Genomic DNA, 18,281 nt, shown 5'->3' with positions numbered 1-18,281 from the left:
CGATGCAAAATCCATCGAAAGAAGAAATTAAACAAATTTTAGTAGACGCGAAAACGATTGCTATTGTCGGCTTGTCTGATAACCCGGATCGAATCAGTTATCAAGTGGCTAAAAGAATGCAAAGCTATGGGTATAAGATCATCCCTGTTAATCCGATGATTAAGGAAGCATTAGGCGAAAAAGCAGTGGCGACCTTGACGGAGATTAAAGAACCTGTCGACATTATTAATGTGTTCCGACGTGTGGATCAAATTATGCCCGTTGCCGAAGAAGCGGTTGAATACGGACAAGGCAAAGTGTTCTGGATGCAGTTAGGGTTGGTTCATGAAGAGGCTGCCGCCTTGTGTAAACAACATGGAATGTCGGTTATCATGGATTATTGTATCAAAGTAGCTTATGCTGAACTGATTCAGTCATAATATTTTTCAATCGGGGATAATCCTTCTGTTTCTAAACAAACTAAGTTTAGAATAATGCTAAGGAGTTGAACCGCTTGGTTTTTTCTATGCAAAAGTTAGCGCGCCGCTGGTTGCCACTGTGTTGTTTGTTTTTAATTGGGGCTTGCCAAGCTACATCTCCTCCCGTTAAACAAATGAGCGCATCGGCCCAGCTAACGATCGATGGCCAAAAAACGAATCGAGTCATCCCGCTCCAAATTGAACATACGGGTAAGAGGTGGGTCGCTGTACAAGAGACAATGAACGCCTTAGATCTCAGAATGCAACAAGCTGGCGAAACCTACCAAATTGGTTATACCGATCCGATTTATACTGTAAAGGCAGGGGACATCTCCGCAACAGTCGGAGATCGGAGAATCATGTTGCCGCGCGCTCCGCGCGCGCAAAATGATCAATTGTTTATGACGGTTGAGGCGTTGTCAGCGTTATTAAATACTGAAATCAAGTGGGATGCTAATAAGAGGAAGTTAAGTCTCGTCGCGCCTACGCTACTCTCGACAGATGAGGGACAAAAGTCAGCCTCGATTCAATCGAGCGGAAACGTGAATGGCGCTGAAGTCATTCGTTTTGCGGAAAGGTTTTTAGGGACGCCGTATGAATTTGGAGCGGATGATTACCGGGAAACAAAAGCTTTTGATTGTTCCTCTTTTGTAAAGTATGTGCTAGAACGATTTGGCGTTGAAGTTCCGCGAAGTTCAATAGAACAGGCAAGTGTCGGACGGCGAATCAGCGCGGATCAGTTCAAGCCGGGCGATTTGCTTTTCTTTTTCACACCCGGTCGCTATGCCAGTAATCGCATGGTTGGGCATGTCGCGATGTACGCTGGAAATGGAGAAATCATCCATACATATGGGGACCCTGGTGTGACGAAAAGCGAACTAGCCGGATATTGGGAACAAAGACTTTTATTTGCCAAACGACCATAGTCTTTTCGTTTTAGCCCACTTTTAGGAGTGGGTTTTTGTTTTGTTAAAAATTTAAGGTTTTCTTAATAAAAATTGTGTAGGCGTTTTAGGATAAAAGGATTATTATATAACTATGAAATGTAGAAGGAGTGAGGGGAATTGATCAGCTTAACGAATCGGCGTTTAACCTTTTTAAATAAATTTATCCAATCCCCGGGACAGGTTGGGAGCATAACCCCTAGTTCCATTTATTTAACCAAAAAGATGTTTGATCATGTAGCTTGGGACGAGGTGGACGCAATTGTTGAGTTGGGCGCCGGAACCGGCGTATTTACAAACTACATCTTTGAACATATGGCGGATGCAACAACGGCTGTCATTATTGAAAAGGATGCGCAGATGAGACAAGCTTTGCAGGAAACGTACCCCTCCTTTTACTTTGGTTCGGATGCGGCAGGGATGGCTAGTTTGCTTAAAAAGTTACATACACCTCAAGTTGATTGTATTATATCTGGGTTGCCGTTCGCTAATTTTTCGCCGCAGCTAAGGAGCGAAATCATGAGCGTTGTCCTAGAGTGTCTAAAACCCGATGGTGTGTTTATTGCGTTTCAATACTCGTTGCAGATGAAGAACATGTTAAAAGAGCATTTTAACCGCGTAGCGATCAACTTTGAAATGCGCAATGTTCCTCCCGCCTTTGTTTATACGTGCTTCGGCAAGAAGGAGGAGTAACTTATGTACCTCGACTTCTTGCTGGGCGGGATAGAGCAATATGGGTACGCCGCCCTCTTTTTCTTCCTGTGGCTTGGGATCGTAGGGTTGCCAATACCAGATGAGGTTATCGTAATGAGCGGCGGGTTTGTGACTTCGCTTGGCATACTTAAACCGCTTCCCGCTTTTGCGCTTACGTATGCGGGTGTTATATCAGGGCTCACGATTGGTTATTGCATTGGCCGAATCATTGGACCGCCCGCTTTACATTATTTGATGCGCAAGCGGAAAACGGCCAAATATATTGAAAAAGCCCACCATTTTATAGATCGTTATGGAGCTTTCTCGCTCGTAATTAGTTACCTCTTTCCAGTTATTCGACATATCGTTCCTTATATCGTTGGCGTTAACAGAATGAGCTTTTTTCGATATGCGCTATTTTCGTACTCCACTGGATTTATTTGGACTTTGGCCCTGTTCATGGTAGGGAAGTACTTTGGTCATTCGATTGAGCTCGTTAGTCAATATGTTACACGTTTTGGTTGGATTTTCGGCTTCGTTTGCCTGATTATCGCTCTGTCTATTTTTATTGTAAGAAAAATGAAAAAGGCGGGCGGGCAAGCTGTGTGAAAGGGAAAGGATAAATAAAAAGGGCGTAATCGTCGGGGTGAATACCCCTGAACAATCACGCCCAACTTTTTAAAAAGGCATAAACAAATGGATAACAAATACAGCAGTGAAGATCATTGCCATCGTCAAATGGAATCTCCTGCGAAAGCCGGTCGCTTTGCGGTGTCTGCGGTATCCGCCAATTAACGTTAATGTTAAAACAACGAGCCCTACGTATCCACTGATCATTTTTGGACCAAAAAATCCGATCAGTGGTCCGAGCTGTGTCAGCATAATAAAGGCGTGGATGAGAATGATCGTCGTTGCTAAGACAGCAATCGTAATATGCCTTTTCATCATCCGCCTCGCGATTTTAGCTAGGGTCACTCTTACATTTCGTTTCGTTGATTTTCTGATGACTAAAAAGATAAAATACATATTCACATTAATCAGAAATAATACAACGGCCACTTGACCGAGTAACGCGCCTGCGCCTATAAAAAGTGTGTCCGGCTTTTGAAATACCCAAATGTAGATCGTGCTCACTAACAAAAACAACACATTTATTGCAATCCAAATTATATGTTTCACTGGTTTATCCGAGGGCTCTCCTTCCTGCTTCGGTCATGTGGTCAGGAGTCCAAGGAGGAGACCAGACAAGTTCAACGTCGACCTGCTCTACTCCTTCAACAGTCGATACCGCATATTTGACGCCATTTACTATGCTGTCATGGAGCGGACAACCAGGTGTCGTTAACGTCATTGCAATTTCAAGTTTGCCTTGATCGAGCTTGACATCATAAATTAACCCTAAATCAACGACATTGATATTTAATTCGGGATCAATTACTTTTCGCAATTGGTCATATACTTGTTCGATTTGAGTCATATTTGGCTCATTCCCCTCTTATTTTTTTAAAACCATAATGATGATGTAACAAAATAATACAGAACCTGCGGTAAAGATTGTCTGGCTGGTCCAAAATAGCGATTGGGAATGGATTGGAAAGCTAATGATCACTCCCGCAAAAGAGACAGGGAGGATGATCAGTAACGGGTGAATCAAGCGATCATCCATCATATCTTTTAAAGCGGGCACATTCTCTTTCCCTACTTGTTGACTGTATCGATGGGTCCACCATAAGAATGGAACAATTTTGATAAGATAACCAATTAGACTGAAAACGATCCATCCGATGATATAGGCGCAAGCCAAAACGATAAACGCAAGGGGTGTTGGCTGGGCAATCGCATAAATAAACGCGAGTAGGTGAATCACAAGTCCAAATCCAATCGCAATCAAAGAGAAGACAAAAGGACGATCCAACTTTTTCTTCACTCGTTTTTGGATCACCTGTCGCATGTGGATGCTAAACAGCAGAAATCCGACGAATAACAGCAGAAATCCTAACGATAACAAAAGGTGGCTAGTGTTAAACAGGGACACGAAGCTGAGGATGAGGCCAGCGGTATAGACACCAAACACAGTTCGACTTAATTCCATCTGAAAACCGTGGGCCAAAGAGAACATCGGCGCCATTTTGTAGGAAAACCCGAAGATTAATAACGTAAACCACCCACATAGCCCGAGTAAAATGTGTCCTTTTAGCAGTCCATCACTAGCGAGTATCGAAAATCCGCTTATGTTCAGAGCGAGCAGAATACCTAGTCCAATTGTAACAAACAAACAAAACAAGGCGGAACCAACGAACAGGGTGATGATACTTTTTTCCGTTTGCTTCTTAAGAGTCATCCACATTTGAAATAAGAAGAGTAAAATGCCAATGAGCGTTAGGATTCCGCCCCAATAAGCGTACAATGGAACCCATGCGAGCGTGATCGAAAATACGGTAATTCCTAATGAGGTGACAGCAAACTGGAAGAATCCAAATTTTTCACTCCAAATCGGCGTTAGAAAAGCGACAGGAACCAGTTGGTACATCGAACCCATCGCCGCCATCAATGCCCAACCGAGTAACAAGAGGTGCGCGGCAGACCAGATGACGGGTTGTCGGAAGGCCCCATCCAACAGATCCGCCCCTCTCCAAATGATCATCACCTGCGAGAGAACAAAGGCGACTAAACTATAAAAAATAAAGGCGAAAGGTAGCTTGATGTTTGTTTCCGTGTTTGTTTGAGCCAACATCCCGCGGCGCCCCCTTTATTTTGTAATATCAATTTGATAGCCCCCATCATCCCGTACGATCGTCTGATGGGAAAATCCGCGTTCTTCTAACTCCTCATATAAAAACATCGGACGGCGATCGTTGATGATACTTAGACGCTGTCCGACCTGTAATTCATCGAGCGCTTTCAATGTTCTCATCATCGGTTCAGGGGGTTGCAACCCTCTATTATCTAAAATCATCCGTCATCTTCCCTTCCGAATTACTATTAATTCTTCGTAAATGTTACTTTCCAATATTTGTTATCCAACTGAACAGCTTTATGCGTAAAACCTTTTGCTTTCATGACAGTGAATAAGGGAAGCGGTTTGAGGGAGACATGCAAGATGAAAATATCCCCCGATTCAAACGATCGTATTGCATCCATAATTTTTTGATAAGGATCAAGCTTATTTTTTAAATCCTCGCGAACGTCCAATTCGATTGTTTTTGGTTCACTCATACCTACAACCTCCTCAATCATCATACTGCTTATATTTATAATGATAATCGTTTTTATTTCGTTGTATGTGACATGTGTCACCAAGTTTGTGATGTCTCTCACTTAACAACGTTGGTAGAACAGTTATAATGTGTTCAACCGAATCAAGATGGCGGTAAGTGGGGTTGTTGAATGAAATAGGCAGTCCATCGTTAGTGTTTACAGGCGGGGAGCCATTCATGCAGGGGAATACTCAGTCGATCGGTTGTAGATCGATGATGCCAAAACGAATCGGAAGTAAGTAAAGTAAAGGGGTGTGTTAAGGAATGAAATTAGTGATACCGAAGCAACATGGAGCATGGGCGATGCTTATTGCCCCGTTTGTGATAGGGGTTGGAGCATGTGGTTTTATTGGCTATCATGTTCCTTTATTCATTGGTTGGACCTTGCTTTATTTAGCGACCTATCCGATTTTGTTAGCGTTTAAAAGAGAAGATCTTCGTTCTTACTTCCGCTCTATTCTCACTTACCTTATTCCTGCTCTGCTCTGTTTAAGTGTTACGCTAGTGTATAGTTGGCGATTGTTGTTGATTGGCTTGCTGATGCTTCCCTTCTTTCTCGTTAATCTGTATTATGCGAAGAAAAATCGAGAACGCTCATTCATTAATGGACTGTGCGCGACGGTTATCTTTTCAATCGGTGGTTTAGCCAGTTATTATTTAGGAACTGGCTATCTTGACAATAAGGCGGCTATCGTTTGGGCCCTTTCTGTGTTGTTTTTTACAGGTAGTCTCTTTTTTGTAAAGTCGATGATTCGGGAAAAAAGGAACATAATGTTTCGAGTCATATCTTCGGGCTATCACGTTCTGCTGCTTGTGATTAGTTGGGCGCTGGGCGTTCCTTGGTTGTTTTTTGCGTTTTTACCAAGTACAATAAGGAGTACAGCATTTTATGGAAAACCTCTTTCCATCAAGGGTGTTGGAATAGTTGAAGTTGTAAACTCAGTTTATTTTATAATCATGTGCCTCGTTTATTTGTGAAATTCTAGTTGACGAGATTATGAGTGGATGGAGTGATGATGTTGCTAGAGAGAAGAACGTCAATTCCAGTTAGCGAAGCCGTTGCGCGAGTGATGAAGTATGCGGGTGAAGCGCAGATCGAGCAAGTGTCAATCAATGACTGCGATGGACGATATTTGGGTGAAGATTTAGTTGCCACTGATGACGTGCCTAACTTTGACCGTTCCGCTTTTGATGGATTTGCGATTCGGACGGAAGATATAGAAGGGGCGACTTCTGAAAATCCGGTGATCCTTGAAGTAGTCGAGGAAATTGGAGCGGGCGATGTGCCGCTGAAAACGGTAGGATTAAACCAAGCGGTGAGAATTATGACAGGAGCCCAAATGCCTGTCGGAGCAACCGCGGTGATCCCGCTTGAATTAACGGAAACGTTTATAGATCAAGGTAAAACAAAGGTCAAAGCGAAACGATTCATAGAACAAGGGGACTATGTCACCTACCGTGGCCAAGATATGAAGGCGGGAACGCCGATCGTGGAAAAGGGGACGTATATTAATCCAGGGGTCAAAGCGTTATTGGCGACATTCGGTTATCATCAAGTGAAAGTAGCTAAGAAGCCGAAGGTCGGCGTATTTGCGACGGGTTCAGAGCTGTTGGATGTGGACGAGCCATTGGTTCCCGGTAAAATTAGAAATAGCAATGCCTATATGATTATTTCTCAAATCATTCGTTCGGGCGCGGAACCTGTCTATTTTGGCAAGTTGGCGGATGATTTAGAAGCATCGTTTGCGGCCATAACAAAAGCGTTGGCTGATGTTGATATACTTGTCACAACAGGCGGGGTGTCTGTTGGAGACTTTGATTACCTCCCGATTATTTATGATAGACTTGGCGCAGATGTTTTGTTTAACAAGATTGCGATGCGTCCTGGCAGTGTCACGACCGTTGCTCACTGGAATGGAAAAATACTGTTTGGCTTGTCCGGCAATCCGTCTGCTTGTTATGTCGGTTACGAACTTTACGCGCGTCCGATTGTTAAAACGTTGCTTTGTTCCAAAAAGCCGCATCTGCAACGGACTAAAGCTATTTTAGCGGAAGATTTCCCAAAGGTGAATCCGTTTACGCGTTTTGTGAGGAGCAAGATTTTTTACGAAGACAGTCAGCTATATGTCGCTCCAAGTGGAGCTGATAAATCGAACATCGTATCTTCACTAGCGTTGTGCAATTCGTTTATCGTGTTGCCTGGCGGAACAAGAGGATTCGCCATAGGAGACATAGTTGATGTGCTCTTGCTCGAAGATCATGACGGGGCGGAATGGCCATGGGACCAAACGAAGTAAAGGATTAGACAATCATAACAATCTTTTTAATAAAGTAGGCAAGATTACGAATTGTAATCTTGCCTTTATTTATGAACAAATCCCCAGCTATTTTTCGCAAAATGGGCCCCATTATTGACTCGTTCAAGGTAGATAGACTAAAAATCCCCTTATCTAGACAAGCGCAAAAATACATATAGCTATATACTTAATGTTATTACGTTTGAAAATATGTGTGATTGGTGACGTGCGGGGATAAGCAAGTGTGGGTCATCTATAATGGCGCGTTACAGCTCAGGGGTATGATTCAAAGCAAAGAGGAAAATATGAACGCGGGAAAGGGAAAGATGGGATATGAAAGCAGGGGTTGAAAGGACAGGATCGACTGTCCGACAGGGGAGGATTGGAGCCGATTGGGATCCAGAAAATGAACATTTTTGGGAAGTGGAAGGAAAAAGACATGCAAGTCGAAATTTGTGGATTTCGATACCCGCTCTATTTTTAGCTTTTGCGGTATGGCAAATCTGGTCAGTGATCGCTGTTAAATTAAATGATGTCGGATTTAGTTTTACCCAGACGGAACTATTTACACTTGCGGCTATACCTGGACTTAGCGGAGCAACATGTCGACTTTTTTTTACCTTTATGCCTGGTTTAGTAGGCGGGAAAAATTGGACAGTGATCAGTACGGCTGCGCTCTTGCTTCCAGCGGTTGGAATTGGCGTTGCCATTCAAAACCCGGAGACTTCGTTTATGACGATGGCGCTTATGGCCGCTTTGTGCGGAATTGGCGGAGGGAATTTTTCATCATCGATGGCTAATATACATTTCTTTTTTCCGCGAAGAGCGAAGGGGACAGCGAATGGGCTGAATGCGGGCCTCGGAAACTTAGGCGTCAGCGCCGTTCAATTTATTACGCCTATCGCGATTGGAGCGGGGATGGTAACGGGAATCGCAGGCGCTTCGCAACAACTGCCGACAGGCGGTGAGGTATGGATTCAAAACGCTGCTTATGTGTGGGTCATACCGATTGTAATTGTAACGATTGCCGCATTTTTTGGAATGGACAATCTGCCAAATGCCAAACAATCCATTTCAGAACAAGCGATGATATTTAAAAATAAGCACACGTGGATTATGACTTGGTTGTATACGATGTGCTTTGGTTCATTCATCGGTTATTCTGCCGCGTTCCCCTTATTGATCAAATCTGAGTTTCCAGAAGTGAATGCTGTTGGATTGGCTTTCTTAGGTCCGTTAGTCGGGGCCAGTTTCAGGCCTGTTGGCGGTTGGATATCAGATAAGCTGGGCGGGGCAATGGTGACGTTTTGGGATACATTGATCATGATTTTGGCTACGATCGGGGTCGTTTTCTTCTTGAATACACACCATTTTATTGGTTTTTTGACGATGTTTATTTTACTGTTTTTTACAACAGGGATTGCCAATGGCTCTACCTTTCGGATGATCCCATTTATTTTTGAGGCGAAACAGGCCGCGCCTGTGCTTGGCTTTACGGGCGCGATTGCCGCTTTTGGGGCATTTCTGATCCCTAAATTATTTGGTTGGTCGATTAGTCAGACCGGTTCCGCCAATGTTGCTCTCTATATTTTTCTTGGTTACTATGGCTTAAGTCTGTTGATCTGCTGGTACTATTATGCGAGAAAGAATGCAGAGGTCAAATGCTAGAAGAGGAAAAGGGCGTTTCCTAAGAGGAGACGCCCTTTTTACATTGCATGGAAATGGACCCTTTTATAATCCACATAGGAAAAGGTGGAATTAAAAATAGATGTGTGATATATTCTAATTAACAAACAGGAATCGAACAACCTCTCAGAAAAAGAACGAGCGGGTTTTAGGGGGAAATAGATGTGGTCAAAGGAAAAGTGTATTTGGTCGGGGCGGGGCCTGGCGATCCAAAATTGATTACTTTACGAGGATTGGAATGTATTCAGGAAGCGGATGTCATTGTGTATGATCGTTTGGCGAATCCAATCTTATTGGAACATCGAAATGAACGGGCTGAGTTAATATACGCGGGAAAATTACCGCATAATCACACGCTTCGTCAAGAGTGTATCAATCAGTTACTTGTCGACCATGCCTTGCAAGGGAAAGTTGTAACCCGTCTCAAAGGGGGAGACCCGTGTGTGTTTGGTCGCGTCGGAGAGGAAGCTGAAGCGTTAGCTTCAAATAGAGTGAAATTTGAAATTGTGCCCGGAATTACTTCGGGGATTGCCGCTCCTGCTTTTGCGGGAATTCCAATTACACATCGGGATTATGGATCAAATTTTGCAATGGTGACCGGACATATGGGCGCAGGGAAAGAAGATTCGGATGTGAAATGGCGGGCTTTGGCGCAAGGAATCGATACGATTGCCTTTTATATGGGGGTTTCCAATTTGCCAGTCATTTGTGAGCAATTGATTACAAATGGGAAATCAGCGCAGACGCCTGTTGCTGCAATTACATGGGGCACAACGGAAAATCAGCGAACGGTTACGGCAACATTGGAAACGATTGAAGAAGAAGTGATCAAGGCTCAGATTTCACACCCGGCGATTATTATCGTTGGTGAAGTCGTGCGTCTTCGAGAAAAGTTAAGCTGGTTTGATGAACTTGAATTGGCTGAACAGATTAATTAAACTTGGGTATGATGATGGACAGATAGGGGGGTAAGTAGCTAGATGAACCTAAATTTAAAAGGGAAGGTTGCGTTGGCGCTCGCTTCGAGTCAGGGGCTTGGCAAGGCGATTGCAGCGGAACTTGTGACGGAAGGCGCATCGGTCATGTTAGCCAGTCGGGACGCAGATAAATTGGCGTCTGTCCAGTCCGAATTAACAGGGTTGGGCAAAGGAAAGGTCCTTTTCCAACAGACAGATATTACGAAGTCTGCTGAACTTGAGCAATTGATGAAAGCAACAATTGAACAATTTGGAAAGATAGATATCCTTGTGAATAATGCGGGTGGACCACCGAGCGGGATGTTTGAAGAAATTACGGATGAACAATGGCAGGACACCTTTGAGCTAAACTTATTAAGCTATATTCGTTCGATTCGCGCTGCTCTACCTGAATTAAAGAAATCAAACGGCAGGATTATTAATATTGCTTCCGCATCGATTAAACAGCCGATTCCTGGATTGATTTTGTCGAATACATTTCGAACAGGGATTGTCGGCTTGACGAAAACATTAGCTGAAGAGTTGGCTCCTTATGGCGTTTTAATCCATACGGTTGCTCCGGGGCGAATTGCAACTGATCGTGTGGCGCAGTTGGATCAATTACAGGCTGATCGATTAGGAGTAAGCAGAGAAGAAGTTGAGCAACTGGTACAAAAGCAAATCCCGCTTGGTAGATATGGAACGCCGCAAGAGTTTGCGAAAGTGGTTGCATTTCTTGTTTCCGACGCTTGTACTTATATGACAGGCAATGCGTTTTTAATCGATGGCGGTATGATTAAATCTATTTAGTCCGAATAAGAAAAAGGGCTGTGTGTAGCTACAGGCCCTTTTTCTAACATCACGTTGTTAAGCGTTTACAGTATTGGCGTAACCGTCAACAACGAGGTCAAGTTTACCTGTGTCTGGATCGATAATCAGGCCGTGTACAGGTGTCCCTTTTGGTAACAAGGGGTGGTTTTGAATCATTTCCACACTGTTTTCCACGCCTTCTTTTACAGATTTAAATCCTTTTAACCAACCTTCTAAATTAATTCCTGAATGCGATAGTACTTCGATCATCTCTTGCGTGATTCCGCGATCTTTCATACTATCGAGCAAAGGCCCACACTCAAGACCTGTCATGCCACATTCGTGGTGTCCAATCACATACACATCTTCGGCTTTCAGGGCGTAGATCGCAACGAGGATACTGCGCATGATACTGCCGAAAGGCTGCTTCACAATCGCTCCCGCGTTTTTAATAATCTTCGCATCTCCGTTTTTCAGTCCCATTGCTTTTGGAAGTAGTTCAATCAACCGTGTGTCCATGCAGCTTAAAATGACCATTTTTTTCGTTGGAAACTTATCTGTATGGTATGTTTCATATTCTTTGCTGGCAACGAACTCCTCATTGTACCTTAGGATCTCAGAAAGTGGCATTGTTATACTCCTCCATTCGTTTCGCTTATTATGGTGCTTAGCGTTGATATTTATTTTAAAGTCATTATGCCACAGACATGAAAATAAAGTAAATACAATAAGAGTGTTTAGATAGAAATAATTTTTGAAAAGGGGGATTTTTTGCAAAAATTACTGGAAGTTAATAACCTCCATGCGCATTTTATGACCGATGAGGGGATCGTTCCAGCGATTGATGGGGTTGATCTTTCGATTAATCGCGGGGAGATTGTCGGTGTTGTCGGTGAATCGGGCTGTGGAAAAAGTGTCACCTCCTTATCGATTATCGGTTTAATTCCTAAACCTGGAAAAATTATGGAGGGGAGCATTCTATTTAACGGAGAAAATTTGTTGCAAGCATCAGTCCGTCGCATGCGGGAGTTACGAGGGAATGAGATTGCGATGATCTTTCAAGAGCCAATGACCTCATTAAATCCCGCCTATACGATCGGAACGCAACTGATTGAAGGGATTCGGTTGCAGCGCAAGGTGTCCAAAAAAAACGCGCGTTTCGAAGCGGTCGGATGGTTAAAGAAGGTTGGGATCGCTCGTCCCGAACAGCTGGTTGATGAATATCCGCATCGCCTTTCCGGCGGGATGCGTCAACGAGTGATGATCGCAATGGCAATGTCTCGTAAACCCCAGCTATTAATCGCCGATGAGCCGACAACGGCGCTTGACGTGACAGTCCAAGCTCAGATTTTAGCGCTAATGAAATCACTGAATCGAGAGGTCGGAACTGCGATTATGCTTATTACGCATGATCTTGGCGTTGTCGCGGAAACGTGCGAGCGAATGGTCGTCATGTATGCGGGTAAAGTCGTTGAAGCGGGTACGGTGAAAACCCTTTTTAAAAATCCGCAACATCCCTATACGAAAGGCTTATTGCGATCGGCGCCACGCTGGGATCAAGATGCTGACCGCCTTTACTCGATTCCTGGAAATGTGCCCGATCCGCGGGCTTGGCCTAACGGTTGTCGCTTTTCTCCGCGCTGTGATAAAGTCCGAAATCAATGTTTTGAGGCAATGCCTGAGATGACGAGGGTCGGTTCAGATCATCTCTGTCGTTGTTGGCTACTTTCATCAACATAGTAAAGATGGAGGGAAAACCGAGATGTATTCCGATGAGTTATTGGCTGTAGAGGGTTTGAAGGTGCGCTTCCCTATAAAGCGGCGGGGCTTTTCCCGTGAACGACAGTTTGTCAAAGCGGTCGACGATCTTTCTTTTCGTATTCGTCGCGGTGTCACGTTTGGACTAGTCGGCGAAAGTGGCTGCGGAAAATCGACAACAGGACGGGCGATTTTACGGTTAATTGAACCGACTGCGGGTCAAATTTTGTTTGAGGGGACAGACATAACGAAGCTGTCTAAAGAGCAATGGAACAAAACGCGTAAAGAGATGCAAATGGTTTTTCAAGACCCGTATGCCTCTTTAAACCCGAGACATACGATCGAGCGAATCATTGAGGAGCCGTTAAAAGTTCATCAAGTCGAAAACGTGGTTGAACGGGCGCAACGAGTTCGCCAATTATTAGAGGTAGTCGGACTTGATCATTACCACGCCAAACGTTATCCGCACCAATTTTCAGGAGGGCAAAGGCAGCGAATCGGGATTGCGCGGGCGCTGGCCGCTCGTCCCAAGTTAGTCATCGCTGATGAGCCTGTTTCTGCCTTAGATGTTTCCATTCAATCGCAGATCATTAATTTGTTGCGTGATTTACAACAATCGTTTGAACTGACTTATCTTTTTATTTCTCATGACCTCAGTGTTGTAAAACACATTTGCGATCAGATTGGTGTGATGTACGCGGGACGCCTTGTTGAAGTTGCTGGTAAGAATGATCTATACAAGCAGCCTCTCCATCCGTATACGCGCGCGTTATTAGCCGCCGCGCCGATCCCAGACCCCGAACGAAGCAAGGAACGGATTTTTTTGCGGGAAGAAGCGGCGGATGTTGCTATGCGAGAACAAGGATGCCCCTTTTATCATCGTTGTCCTTCCGCGTTTGATCGGTGTATCGGGGAACGCCCCGCGCTTGATCTCGTTGCCCCCAATCATACGGTTGCCTGTCATCTTTACACGTAGAAACAGACCTCCTTGCGAAAACCACTTTCTGAGTTGGAAAAAGTATGAAATAAACCAATCCTGTCGATACTATTGCCAAGCATAATATTCGCAAGGAGGCATAAAGTCGATGGGGGCATTATCTCAAGAACAATTGATGGAACGGTGTGTGGCGGGTGAGCGGATTGTGCGCTGTCCAAACTGTCAGCGGGTAAACGTTGGACAAGTCGCTCCTAAATATTTTTACTGTTCGGATTGTTTTATTGAAATGAAATTAGGAAAGACAATTGAATTTTTTGAATTGGATGAAAATGGTGAGTTGGCCTGTTTGAATGATATTTTCTATTCATAGTTAAAAGGAGAGGAAGTCGGGTGATGACGACCTCTTTTTTTTTCGTTATTTTAAACTTCTATCGTTTCCACTATGAAAACAGTTTTTAATCTAGACAAAATAGAGATCGTTACGTAAAATTAGAAAGAAAGTTGCAATAGCTCGCTGTTTGAATGCCATTTTTGCAAGGGCGAGGGAGCAGCGGGGATTCCGCAATTTTCCTGGAACAGGTTAAAGTAGTGGAAAATGAGCAAACAGGGGGTATTTTATGATCCAGGTTCATATAACTGAAACGGCTTTAAATGTAATTCGCGATTCGGTAGCGGCGCAAGAAGATGACATTGACTATCTTGTTCGTCTCTCGACACGAATGAGCTGAGGCGGTCCGCAATTGAATCTGACTCTGGAGGAGTCAGTTGAGTACCGAGATGAAGTTCTAGAGTTTGAAGGAGTTAAATTCTTATTGCATGCCAATGCGATTCCATATTTCCAAAAACATCAGATTGACTACGTTGAAATCGCGGGCAAGGGGAATTTTAGATTGACGAAAATATAAGTGAAAATGATATAAAGAAAAAGGTAGATGACTTGTTCATCTACCTTTTTTAGTTATAAAGTTGGTTGGACCGTTAATGTTAATTGGGTAATTCGTTCATTAATGAGTTGCACTTGTTTATATAAAATCATCCGTTCATCCCAGCGAAGCTGAGGGTGAATGACTTCGTCTTTAATTGATTCTTTTAATGATTGTAATTGCGAGCAGCTTGTGATCGATTCGATTTGCAGCATGAATTCTTTCATTGTGCCACACTCCCTTTTTTGATCTTTAATCATGTCTATCCGCGGAACCATTAAAATATGACAAAAAGAGTCAAAAACAGTGTGGTTTTTTTCTTGCGCGTTGCTCAGAAGGCAGGATTGTCGGTAATTTTTTCAAAAAAATTCTTTTAAAGTGATAGATCTTATTCCTTAATTGAACCATTTTGGTTTATGATAGAATAGAGTTTAGATTCCTGGGGAGGAATTAGACCAATTCCGATTTAATTAGGGGGAAAAAATTTGAATATTCCACAAATGAAAATTGCGCATATGACGCCACGCGTTCCGATCATTCAGGGAGGAATGGGCATAGCGGTGTCGCTTAGCGGTTTGGCCGCGGCTGTTGCCAATGCAGGGGGGATTGGCATTATTTCTGGAACTGGAATTCCGCATGAAGAATTGATCAGACAAATTCGATGCGCCAGGGAATTAAGCGGCGGACAAGGTTATATTGGTGTAAATGTATTGTTTGCGATGAGTGATTTTGCAGAAACTGTAAAAGTGGCCATGCGCGAAAAGGTTGATTTTATTATATCAGGCGCGGGATTTTCACGAGACATGTACCAGTGGGGAAGAGAGTATGACGTTCCGATTATTTCGATTGTCTCTTCTGGTAAATTGGCGAGATTGGCTCAAAGATTGGGAGCAGCGGCAATCGTGGCCGAAGGTTGTGAAGCAGGCGGTCACCTTGGAACGGATCGACCTTTATTTGAAATCCTACCTGAAGTGGTCGAAGCGGTCGATATCCCGGTGATTGCGGCAGGCGGTATTTTAACAGGTGAAGATGTAGCGAAAGCAATGGCAATGGGAGCTGTCGGCGTACAAATGGGAACGCGTTTTGTCGCCAGCGAAGAATGTGATGCCCATCCTTCATTTAAACAGAAGTATGTTGATTGTGGGGAAGGACAAACCGCGCTTGTCAAAACAACGGTCGGATTAGAGGGGCGAGCGATCATTAATCCGTTTATTGAGCGAGTAATAGCTCAAGAGCGAATTAAAATAGATTATTGTGATCAGTGCTTAAAGGTATGTAGTTTCCAATTTTGTACGCTGGATTCTTTAAAGAGAACGGTCGAAGGAGACGTCGACAACGGAATTATTTTTGCGGGTTCGAGGGTTCATGAAATCAAACAAATTCTGCCCGTACAGACGATCATTGATACGATTATGGAAGAATTAGCCGATCACTTAGAACAACAAAAAAATGCGGTATCTTAATATAAAAAAGACAGTCTAGAAGCGTCGCTTGCTAGATTGTCTTTTTTTGTTTCGAGCGCTTAGGACTGGCCGTACAAAAAACCAGGTAGTTTACTCGGTTTGTAAATTGACTTGTCTGCGTGACTGAGAACGATCAATAATTCGTTTCAAGCGGGAATGGTGCTTAAGGATGCTTTGCCGCGCTTTTTCAGCCTCAGGATCTGTCGGTTTTAATTGGTCGATCTCCCAAAACTTCACAAGCACATCTAGCACTTGGTCAAAATATTGCTCTGGACCGTAATTTGCCTCTTGGCCGATGATTTTCATTCGCTCTTCAAAATCAGGCATGTCTTTTCCAGGCATACCAAAATTTAACATCACATAAGCGATGTGATAAATATAGTTAGGCTCTAAATCTAAATGAGCTTTAATGGCATCACGGTAAAATGCGTAGTGCAAGCTTTCATCTTTTGCTAGACGACGCAACAGGGTAGATAGATCGCGGTCGTGCTCTTGAGCCACGCGAGCAACGTTATTGTAGTAGACCATTGTCGCTAACTCTTGCATCGCTGTATAAGCCATTACTTGTGTGGGAGCAGTGAACTCAGACTCAAAACCCAGCTCGACTACCCGATAACGCAATTTGCTCAATTCATGGGGATTCGCGTTTCTGGTTACAATCAAATATGTTTCGAGTAGATTTGAGTGTTGGTCTTCCTCAGCAGTCCAAGTATGCACGAATTCCTTGATTGGTGTTAATGCGCCTTTAAACGTCGCGTGGAGATGTGTTGTGAACCATGGTAAATTCACTTCGGTTAATAAGGCTGTTTCAACCGCTGTATAAACAGCAAAGGGCAGCGTTCGTTGGCTTTCATGCCAAGGCTCTCTTTTGAAACAACGGGCCTTGTCCCACGGAACAAATTCGTGGTAGCTCCAATCGATATTTTTTGCTCTCTCCTTGTGTATATTATATAATTCTGTCAAACGTTCTTCTAATCTCGTATCAACGTTTTCTAGATGGATCACGGAAGATCTCCCCCTTAAAAAGCACTTTAACTCGAATTATACATCTTTTTATGGTGGAAACCAAATAAAAACTTTTAGACAGAAGCTCTCTATTTAACCTGGGGTGACAAATTTGCAAACATATAAAACCTTTTATCCGACATCAGCTCCTAAAGTTGGATCGTTGTTGCTCGTGCATGGAGCTGGCGAACACATTGGCCGATACGCTTGGGCGATCGAACAGTGGAATAGAGCGGGGTATGATGTGCTTGGCGGCGATTTGCCGGGATATGGACGATCAAGCGGCAAACAGAAGGGTCATATCGATCGCTTTGAAGCTTATATCGAGGCCGTTGCTGATTGGTATGAAGAACTCAGGTGTCGCGACTCAGTTCCACCGTATCTGTTTGGTCATAGTTTAGGCGGGCTTGTTATCGCCCGTTTTTTAGAAACGCATCAACCGATCGTTCGCGGCGTTGTTTTATCGTCTCCATGTTTTGGTTTGAGTGTGAAAGTTCCACCGTGGAAACAATCGTTAGCTAAGGCGTTGAATGTTGTGTATCCGAAGTTGACGCTCGGTTCAGAAATTGATTCCCACCTCGTTACGCGTAACGAGCAAATTATAAAACGCGATGAAACGGATCCTTACTTAATCAAAAAAGCGAGTGTGCGTTGGTACAATGAACTCCTGTTGCATATGCAATTAAATTGGCAACAACTTGATCGAATTCCACAGATTCCATTGCTTGTTCATCAAGCGGGAGGGGATCGGATTACGGATAAATCAGAAACAAAAAAGTGGGTGGAGCAGTTACCAATTGGACAGAAATGGTATCGGGAATGGCCTGGGCTTTATCACGAAGTGCTCAATGAACCTGAACGGGCGCAAGTGATTCAGGAGATGATCAACTGGATGGGACGAATAGAAACGACCAAATAAGGATGCCGCAAATTCTCTTCGCGCATCCTTTTTTTTGTTTGAACATTGTTGGGCTTGATTGTCGAAAATGGAGTTAATAGGTGGGTAAAACATCAATCAAGTGGAAGTATTCGGTATAAAGTTTGGTTTTTATCTCACTTTCTGCAACCTTTTGTTGAAAAATGCGTCTAAATCC

At 43.6% G+C, this 18,281-nt stretch carries 24 protein-coding genes; 16 read left to right on the top strand and 8 right to left on the bottom strand.

Annotated elements, in window-relative coordinates; all coding sequences use genetic code 11:
* Nucleotides 1–2: 2 nt before the first annotated feature.
* The 4 genes from BEP19_RS15375 (at nucleotide 3) to BEP19_RS15360 (ending at nucleotide 2,704) form a co-directional block, all read left to right on the top strand.
* The gene (locus BEP19_RS15375) at nucleotides 3–419 is read left to right on the top strand and encodes a CoA-binding protein (protein ID WP_211329375.1); all 417 of its coding nucleotides are present in this window, start codon (nucleotides 3–5) and stop codon (nucleotides 417–419) included.
* A 74-nt stretch (nucleotides 420–493) separates the two neighbouring features.
* Nucleotides 494–1,384 (top strand): C40 family peptidase, encoded by an 891-nt coding sequence (locus BEP19_RS15370; RefSeq protein WP_120190822.1) that lies wholly within the window; start codon nucleotides 494–496, stop codon nucleotides 1,382–1,384.
* 138 nt (nucleotides 1,385–1,522) lie between these two features.
* The gene (locus BEP19_RS15365; protein ID WP_120190821.1) at nucleotides 1,523–2,095 is read left to right on the top strand and encodes a class I SAM-dependent methyltransferase; all 573 of its coding nucleotides are present in this window, start codon (nucleotides 1,523–1,525) and stop codon (nucleotides 2,093–2,095) included.
* Nucleotides 2,096–2,098: 3 nt separating this feature from the next.
* On the top strand, nucleotides 2,099–2,704 hold the full coding sequence (locus BEP19_RS15360) for a DedA family protein (RefSeq protein WP_120190820.1): 606 nt from the start codon (nucleotides 2,099–2,101) through the stop codon (nucleotides 2,702–2,704).
* A 69-nt stretch (nucleotides 2,705–2,773) separates the two neighbouring features.
* On the opposite strand, the gene BEP19_RS15355 is transcribed toward BEP19_RS15360, so the two are convergent.
* Genes BEP19_RS15355 through BEP19_RS15335 form a run of 5 tightly spaced genes read right to left on the bottom strand, consistent with a single transcriptional unit; the run spans nucleotide 2,774 to nucleotide 5,311 of the window.
* On the bottom strand, nucleotides 2,774–3,274 hold the full coding sequence (locus BEP19_RS15355; protein WP_120190819.1) for a hypothetical protein: 501 nt from the start codon (nucleotides 3,272–3,274) through the stop codon (nucleotides 2,774–2,776).
* A gap of 4 nt (nucleotides 3,275–3,278) precedes the next feature.
* Nucleotides 3,279–3,572: a metal-sulfur cluster assembly factor gene (locus BEP19_RS15350; RefSeq protein ID WP_120190818.1), complete on the bottom strand. Its 294-nt coding sequence runs from the start codon at nucleotides 3,570–3,572 to the stop codon at nucleotides 3,279–3,281.
* A gap of 18 nt (nucleotides 3,573–3,590) precedes the next feature.
* Complete coding sequence (locus BEP19_RS15345) at nucleotides 3,591–4,829, bottom strand: hypothetical protein (RefSeq protein ID WP_120190817.1); 1,239 nt, start codon at nucleotides 4,827–4,829, stop codon at nucleotides 3,591–3,593.
* A 15-nt stretch (nucleotides 4,830–4,844) separates the two neighbouring features.
* The gene (locus BEP19_RS15340) at nucleotides 4,845–5,051 is read right to left on the bottom strand and encodes a DUF2249 domain-containing protein (protein ID WP_120190816.1); all 207 of its coding nucleotides are present in this window, start codon (nucleotides 5,049–5,051) and stop codon (nucleotides 4,845–4,847) included.
* A 26-nt stretch (nucleotides 5,052–5,077) separates the two neighbouring features.
* Entirely contained in the window at nucleotides 5,078–5,311 is a 234-nt protein-coding gene (locus tag BEP19_RS15335; protein WP_120190815.1) for a DUF2249 domain-containing protein, read from the bottom strand.
* Nucleotides 5,312–5,469: 158 nt separating this feature from the next.
* Here BEP19_RS15335 and BEP19_RS18200 point away from each other — a divergent pair, with 158 nt between their 5' ends.
* The 6 genes from BEP19_RS18200 (at nucleotide 5,470) to BEP19_RS15310 (ending at nucleotide 11,101) form a co-directional block, all read left to right on the top strand.
* Nucleotides 5,470–5,595 (top strand): hypothetical protein, encoded by a 126-nt coding sequence (locus tag BEP19_RS18200; RefSeq protein ID WP_281269307.1) that lies wholly within the window; start codon nucleotides 5,470–5,472, stop codon nucleotides 5,593–5,595.
* A 21-nt stretch (nucleotides 5,596–5,616) separates the two neighbouring features.
* Nucleotides 5,617–6,330, top strand: a complete 714-nt coding sequence (locus BEP19_RS15330; RefSeq protein WP_120190814.1) for a YwiC-like family protein — start codon at nucleotides 5,617–5,619, stop codon at nucleotides 6,328–6,330.
* A gap of 41 nt (nucleotides 6,331–6,371) precedes the next feature.
* Nucleotides 6,372–7,649 (top strand): molybdopterin molybdotransferase MoeA, encoded by a 1,278-nt coding sequence (locus BEP19_RS15325; protein ID WP_120190985.1) that lies wholly within the window; start codon nucleotides 6,372–6,374, stop codon nucleotides 7,647–7,649.
* Nucleotides 7,650–7,982: 333 nt separating this feature from the next.
* Nucleotides 7,983–9,317, top strand: coding sequence for an MFS transporter (locus BEP19_RS15320; protein WP_120190813.1), 1,335 nt, complete (start codon nucleotides 7,983–7,985; stop codon nucleotides 9,315–9,317).
* 182 nt (nucleotides 9,318–9,499) lie between these two features.
* The gene (gene cobA / locus BEP19_RS15315; RefSeq protein WP_120190812.1) at nucleotides 9,500–10,273 is read left to right on the top strand and encodes a uroporphyrinogen-III C-methyltransferase; all 774 of its coding nucleotides are present in this window, start codon (nucleotides 9,500–9,502) and stop codon (nucleotides 10,271–10,273) included.
* Nucleotides 10,274–10,315: 42 nt separating this feature from the next.
* Nucleotides 10,316–11,101, top strand: a complete 786-nt coding sequence (locus BEP19_RS15310; RefSeq protein ID WP_120190811.1) for an SDR family oxidoreductase — start codon at nucleotides 10,316–10,318, stop codon at nucleotides 11,099–11,101.
* A 57-nt stretch (nucleotides 11,102–11,158) separates the two neighbouring features.
* On the opposite strand, the gene BEP19_RS15305 is transcribed toward BEP19_RS15310, so the two are convergent.
* The gene (locus BEP19_RS15305) at nucleotides 11,159–11,731 is read right to left on the bottom strand and encodes a beta-class carbonic anhydrase (RefSeq protein ID WP_120190810.1); all 573 of its coding nucleotides are present in this window, start codon (nucleotides 11,729–11,731) and stop codon (nucleotides 11,159–11,161) included.
* Between the two features lie 183 nt (nucleotides 11,732–11,914).
* Here BEP19_RS15305 and BEP19_RS15300 point away from each other — a divergent pair, with 183 nt between their 5' ends.
* From BEP19_RS15300 to BEP19_RS17760, 4 genes are all read left to right on the top strand, one after another.
* Nucleotides 11,915–12,841, top strand: coding sequence for an ABC transporter ATP-binding protein (locus BEP19_RS15300; protein WP_120190984.1), 927 nt, complete (start codon nucleotides 11,915–11,917; stop codon nucleotides 12,839–12,841).
* 22 nt (nucleotides 12,842–12,863) lie between these two features.
* Nucleotides 12,864–13,835: an ABC transporter ATP-binding protein gene (locus BEP19_RS15295; protein WP_120190809.1), complete on the top strand. Its 972-nt coding sequence runs from the start codon at nucleotides 12,864–12,866 to the stop codon at nucleotides 13,833–13,835.
* A gap of 109 nt (nucleotides 13,836–13,944) precedes the next feature.
* Entirely contained in the window at nucleotides 13,945–14,166 is a 222-nt protein-coding gene (locus tag BEP19_RS15290) for a hypothetical protein (protein ID WP_120190808.1), read from the top strand.
* Nucleotides 14,167–14,536: 370 nt separating this feature from the next.
* A complete protein-coding gene (locus BEP19_RS17760) occupies nucleotides 14,537–14,701 on the top strand; it encodes a hypothetical protein (RefSeq protein ID WP_170145400.1) in 165 nt (54 codons plus the stop codon).
* Between the two features lie 53 nt (nucleotides 14,702–14,754).
* Here the strand turns inward: BEP19_RS17760 and BEP19_RS15285 are convergent, their stop codons facing one another.
* The gene (locus BEP19_RS15285) at nucleotides 14,755–14,946 is read right to left on the bottom strand and encodes a hypothetical protein (protein ID WP_120190807.1); all 192 of its coding nucleotides are present in this window, start codon (nucleotides 14,944–14,946) and stop codon (nucleotides 14,755–14,757) included.
* A gap of 273 nt (nucleotides 14,947–15,219) precedes the next feature.
* Between BEP19_RS15285 and BEP19_RS15280 the strand changes: the two genes are divergently transcribed.
* Nucleotides 15,220–16,182 carry an NAD(P)H-dependent flavin oxidoreductase gene (locus BEP19_RS15280; protein WP_211329374.1) on the top strand — a complete coding sequence of 321 codons (963 nt, stop codon included), beginning with the start codon at nucleotides 15,220–15,222 and terminating at the stop codon, nucleotides 16,180–16,182.
* 90 nt (nucleotides 16,183–16,272) lie between these two features.
* Here BEP19_RS15280 and BEP19_RS15275 read toward each other — a convergent pair whose 3' ends face one another.
* Entirely contained in the window at nucleotides 16,273–17,184 is a 912-nt protein-coding gene (locus tag BEP19_RS15275) for an acyl-ACP desaturase (RefSeq protein ID WP_120190983.1), read from the bottom strand.
* A gap of 115 nt (nucleotides 17,185–17,299) precedes the next feature.
* Between BEP19_RS15275 and BEP19_RS15270 the strand changes: the two genes are divergently transcribed.
* Entirely contained in the window at nucleotides 17,300–18,106 is an 807-nt protein-coding gene (locus tag BEP19_RS15270) for an alpha/beta hydrolase (protein ID WP_170145399.1), read from the top strand.
* The last annotated feature ends 175 nt before the right edge of the window (nucleotides 18,107–18,281 follow it).

Origin of the sequence: Ammoniphilus oxalaticus (assembly GCF_003609605.1) — a bacterium.
GTDB lineage: Bacteria > Bacillota > Bacilli > Aneurinibacillales > RAOX-1 > Ammoniphilus > Ammoniphilus oxalaticus.
The sequence above is the reverse complement of the archived record's forward strand: the minus strand, read 5'-3'. Positions and strand labels throughout refer to the sequence as shown.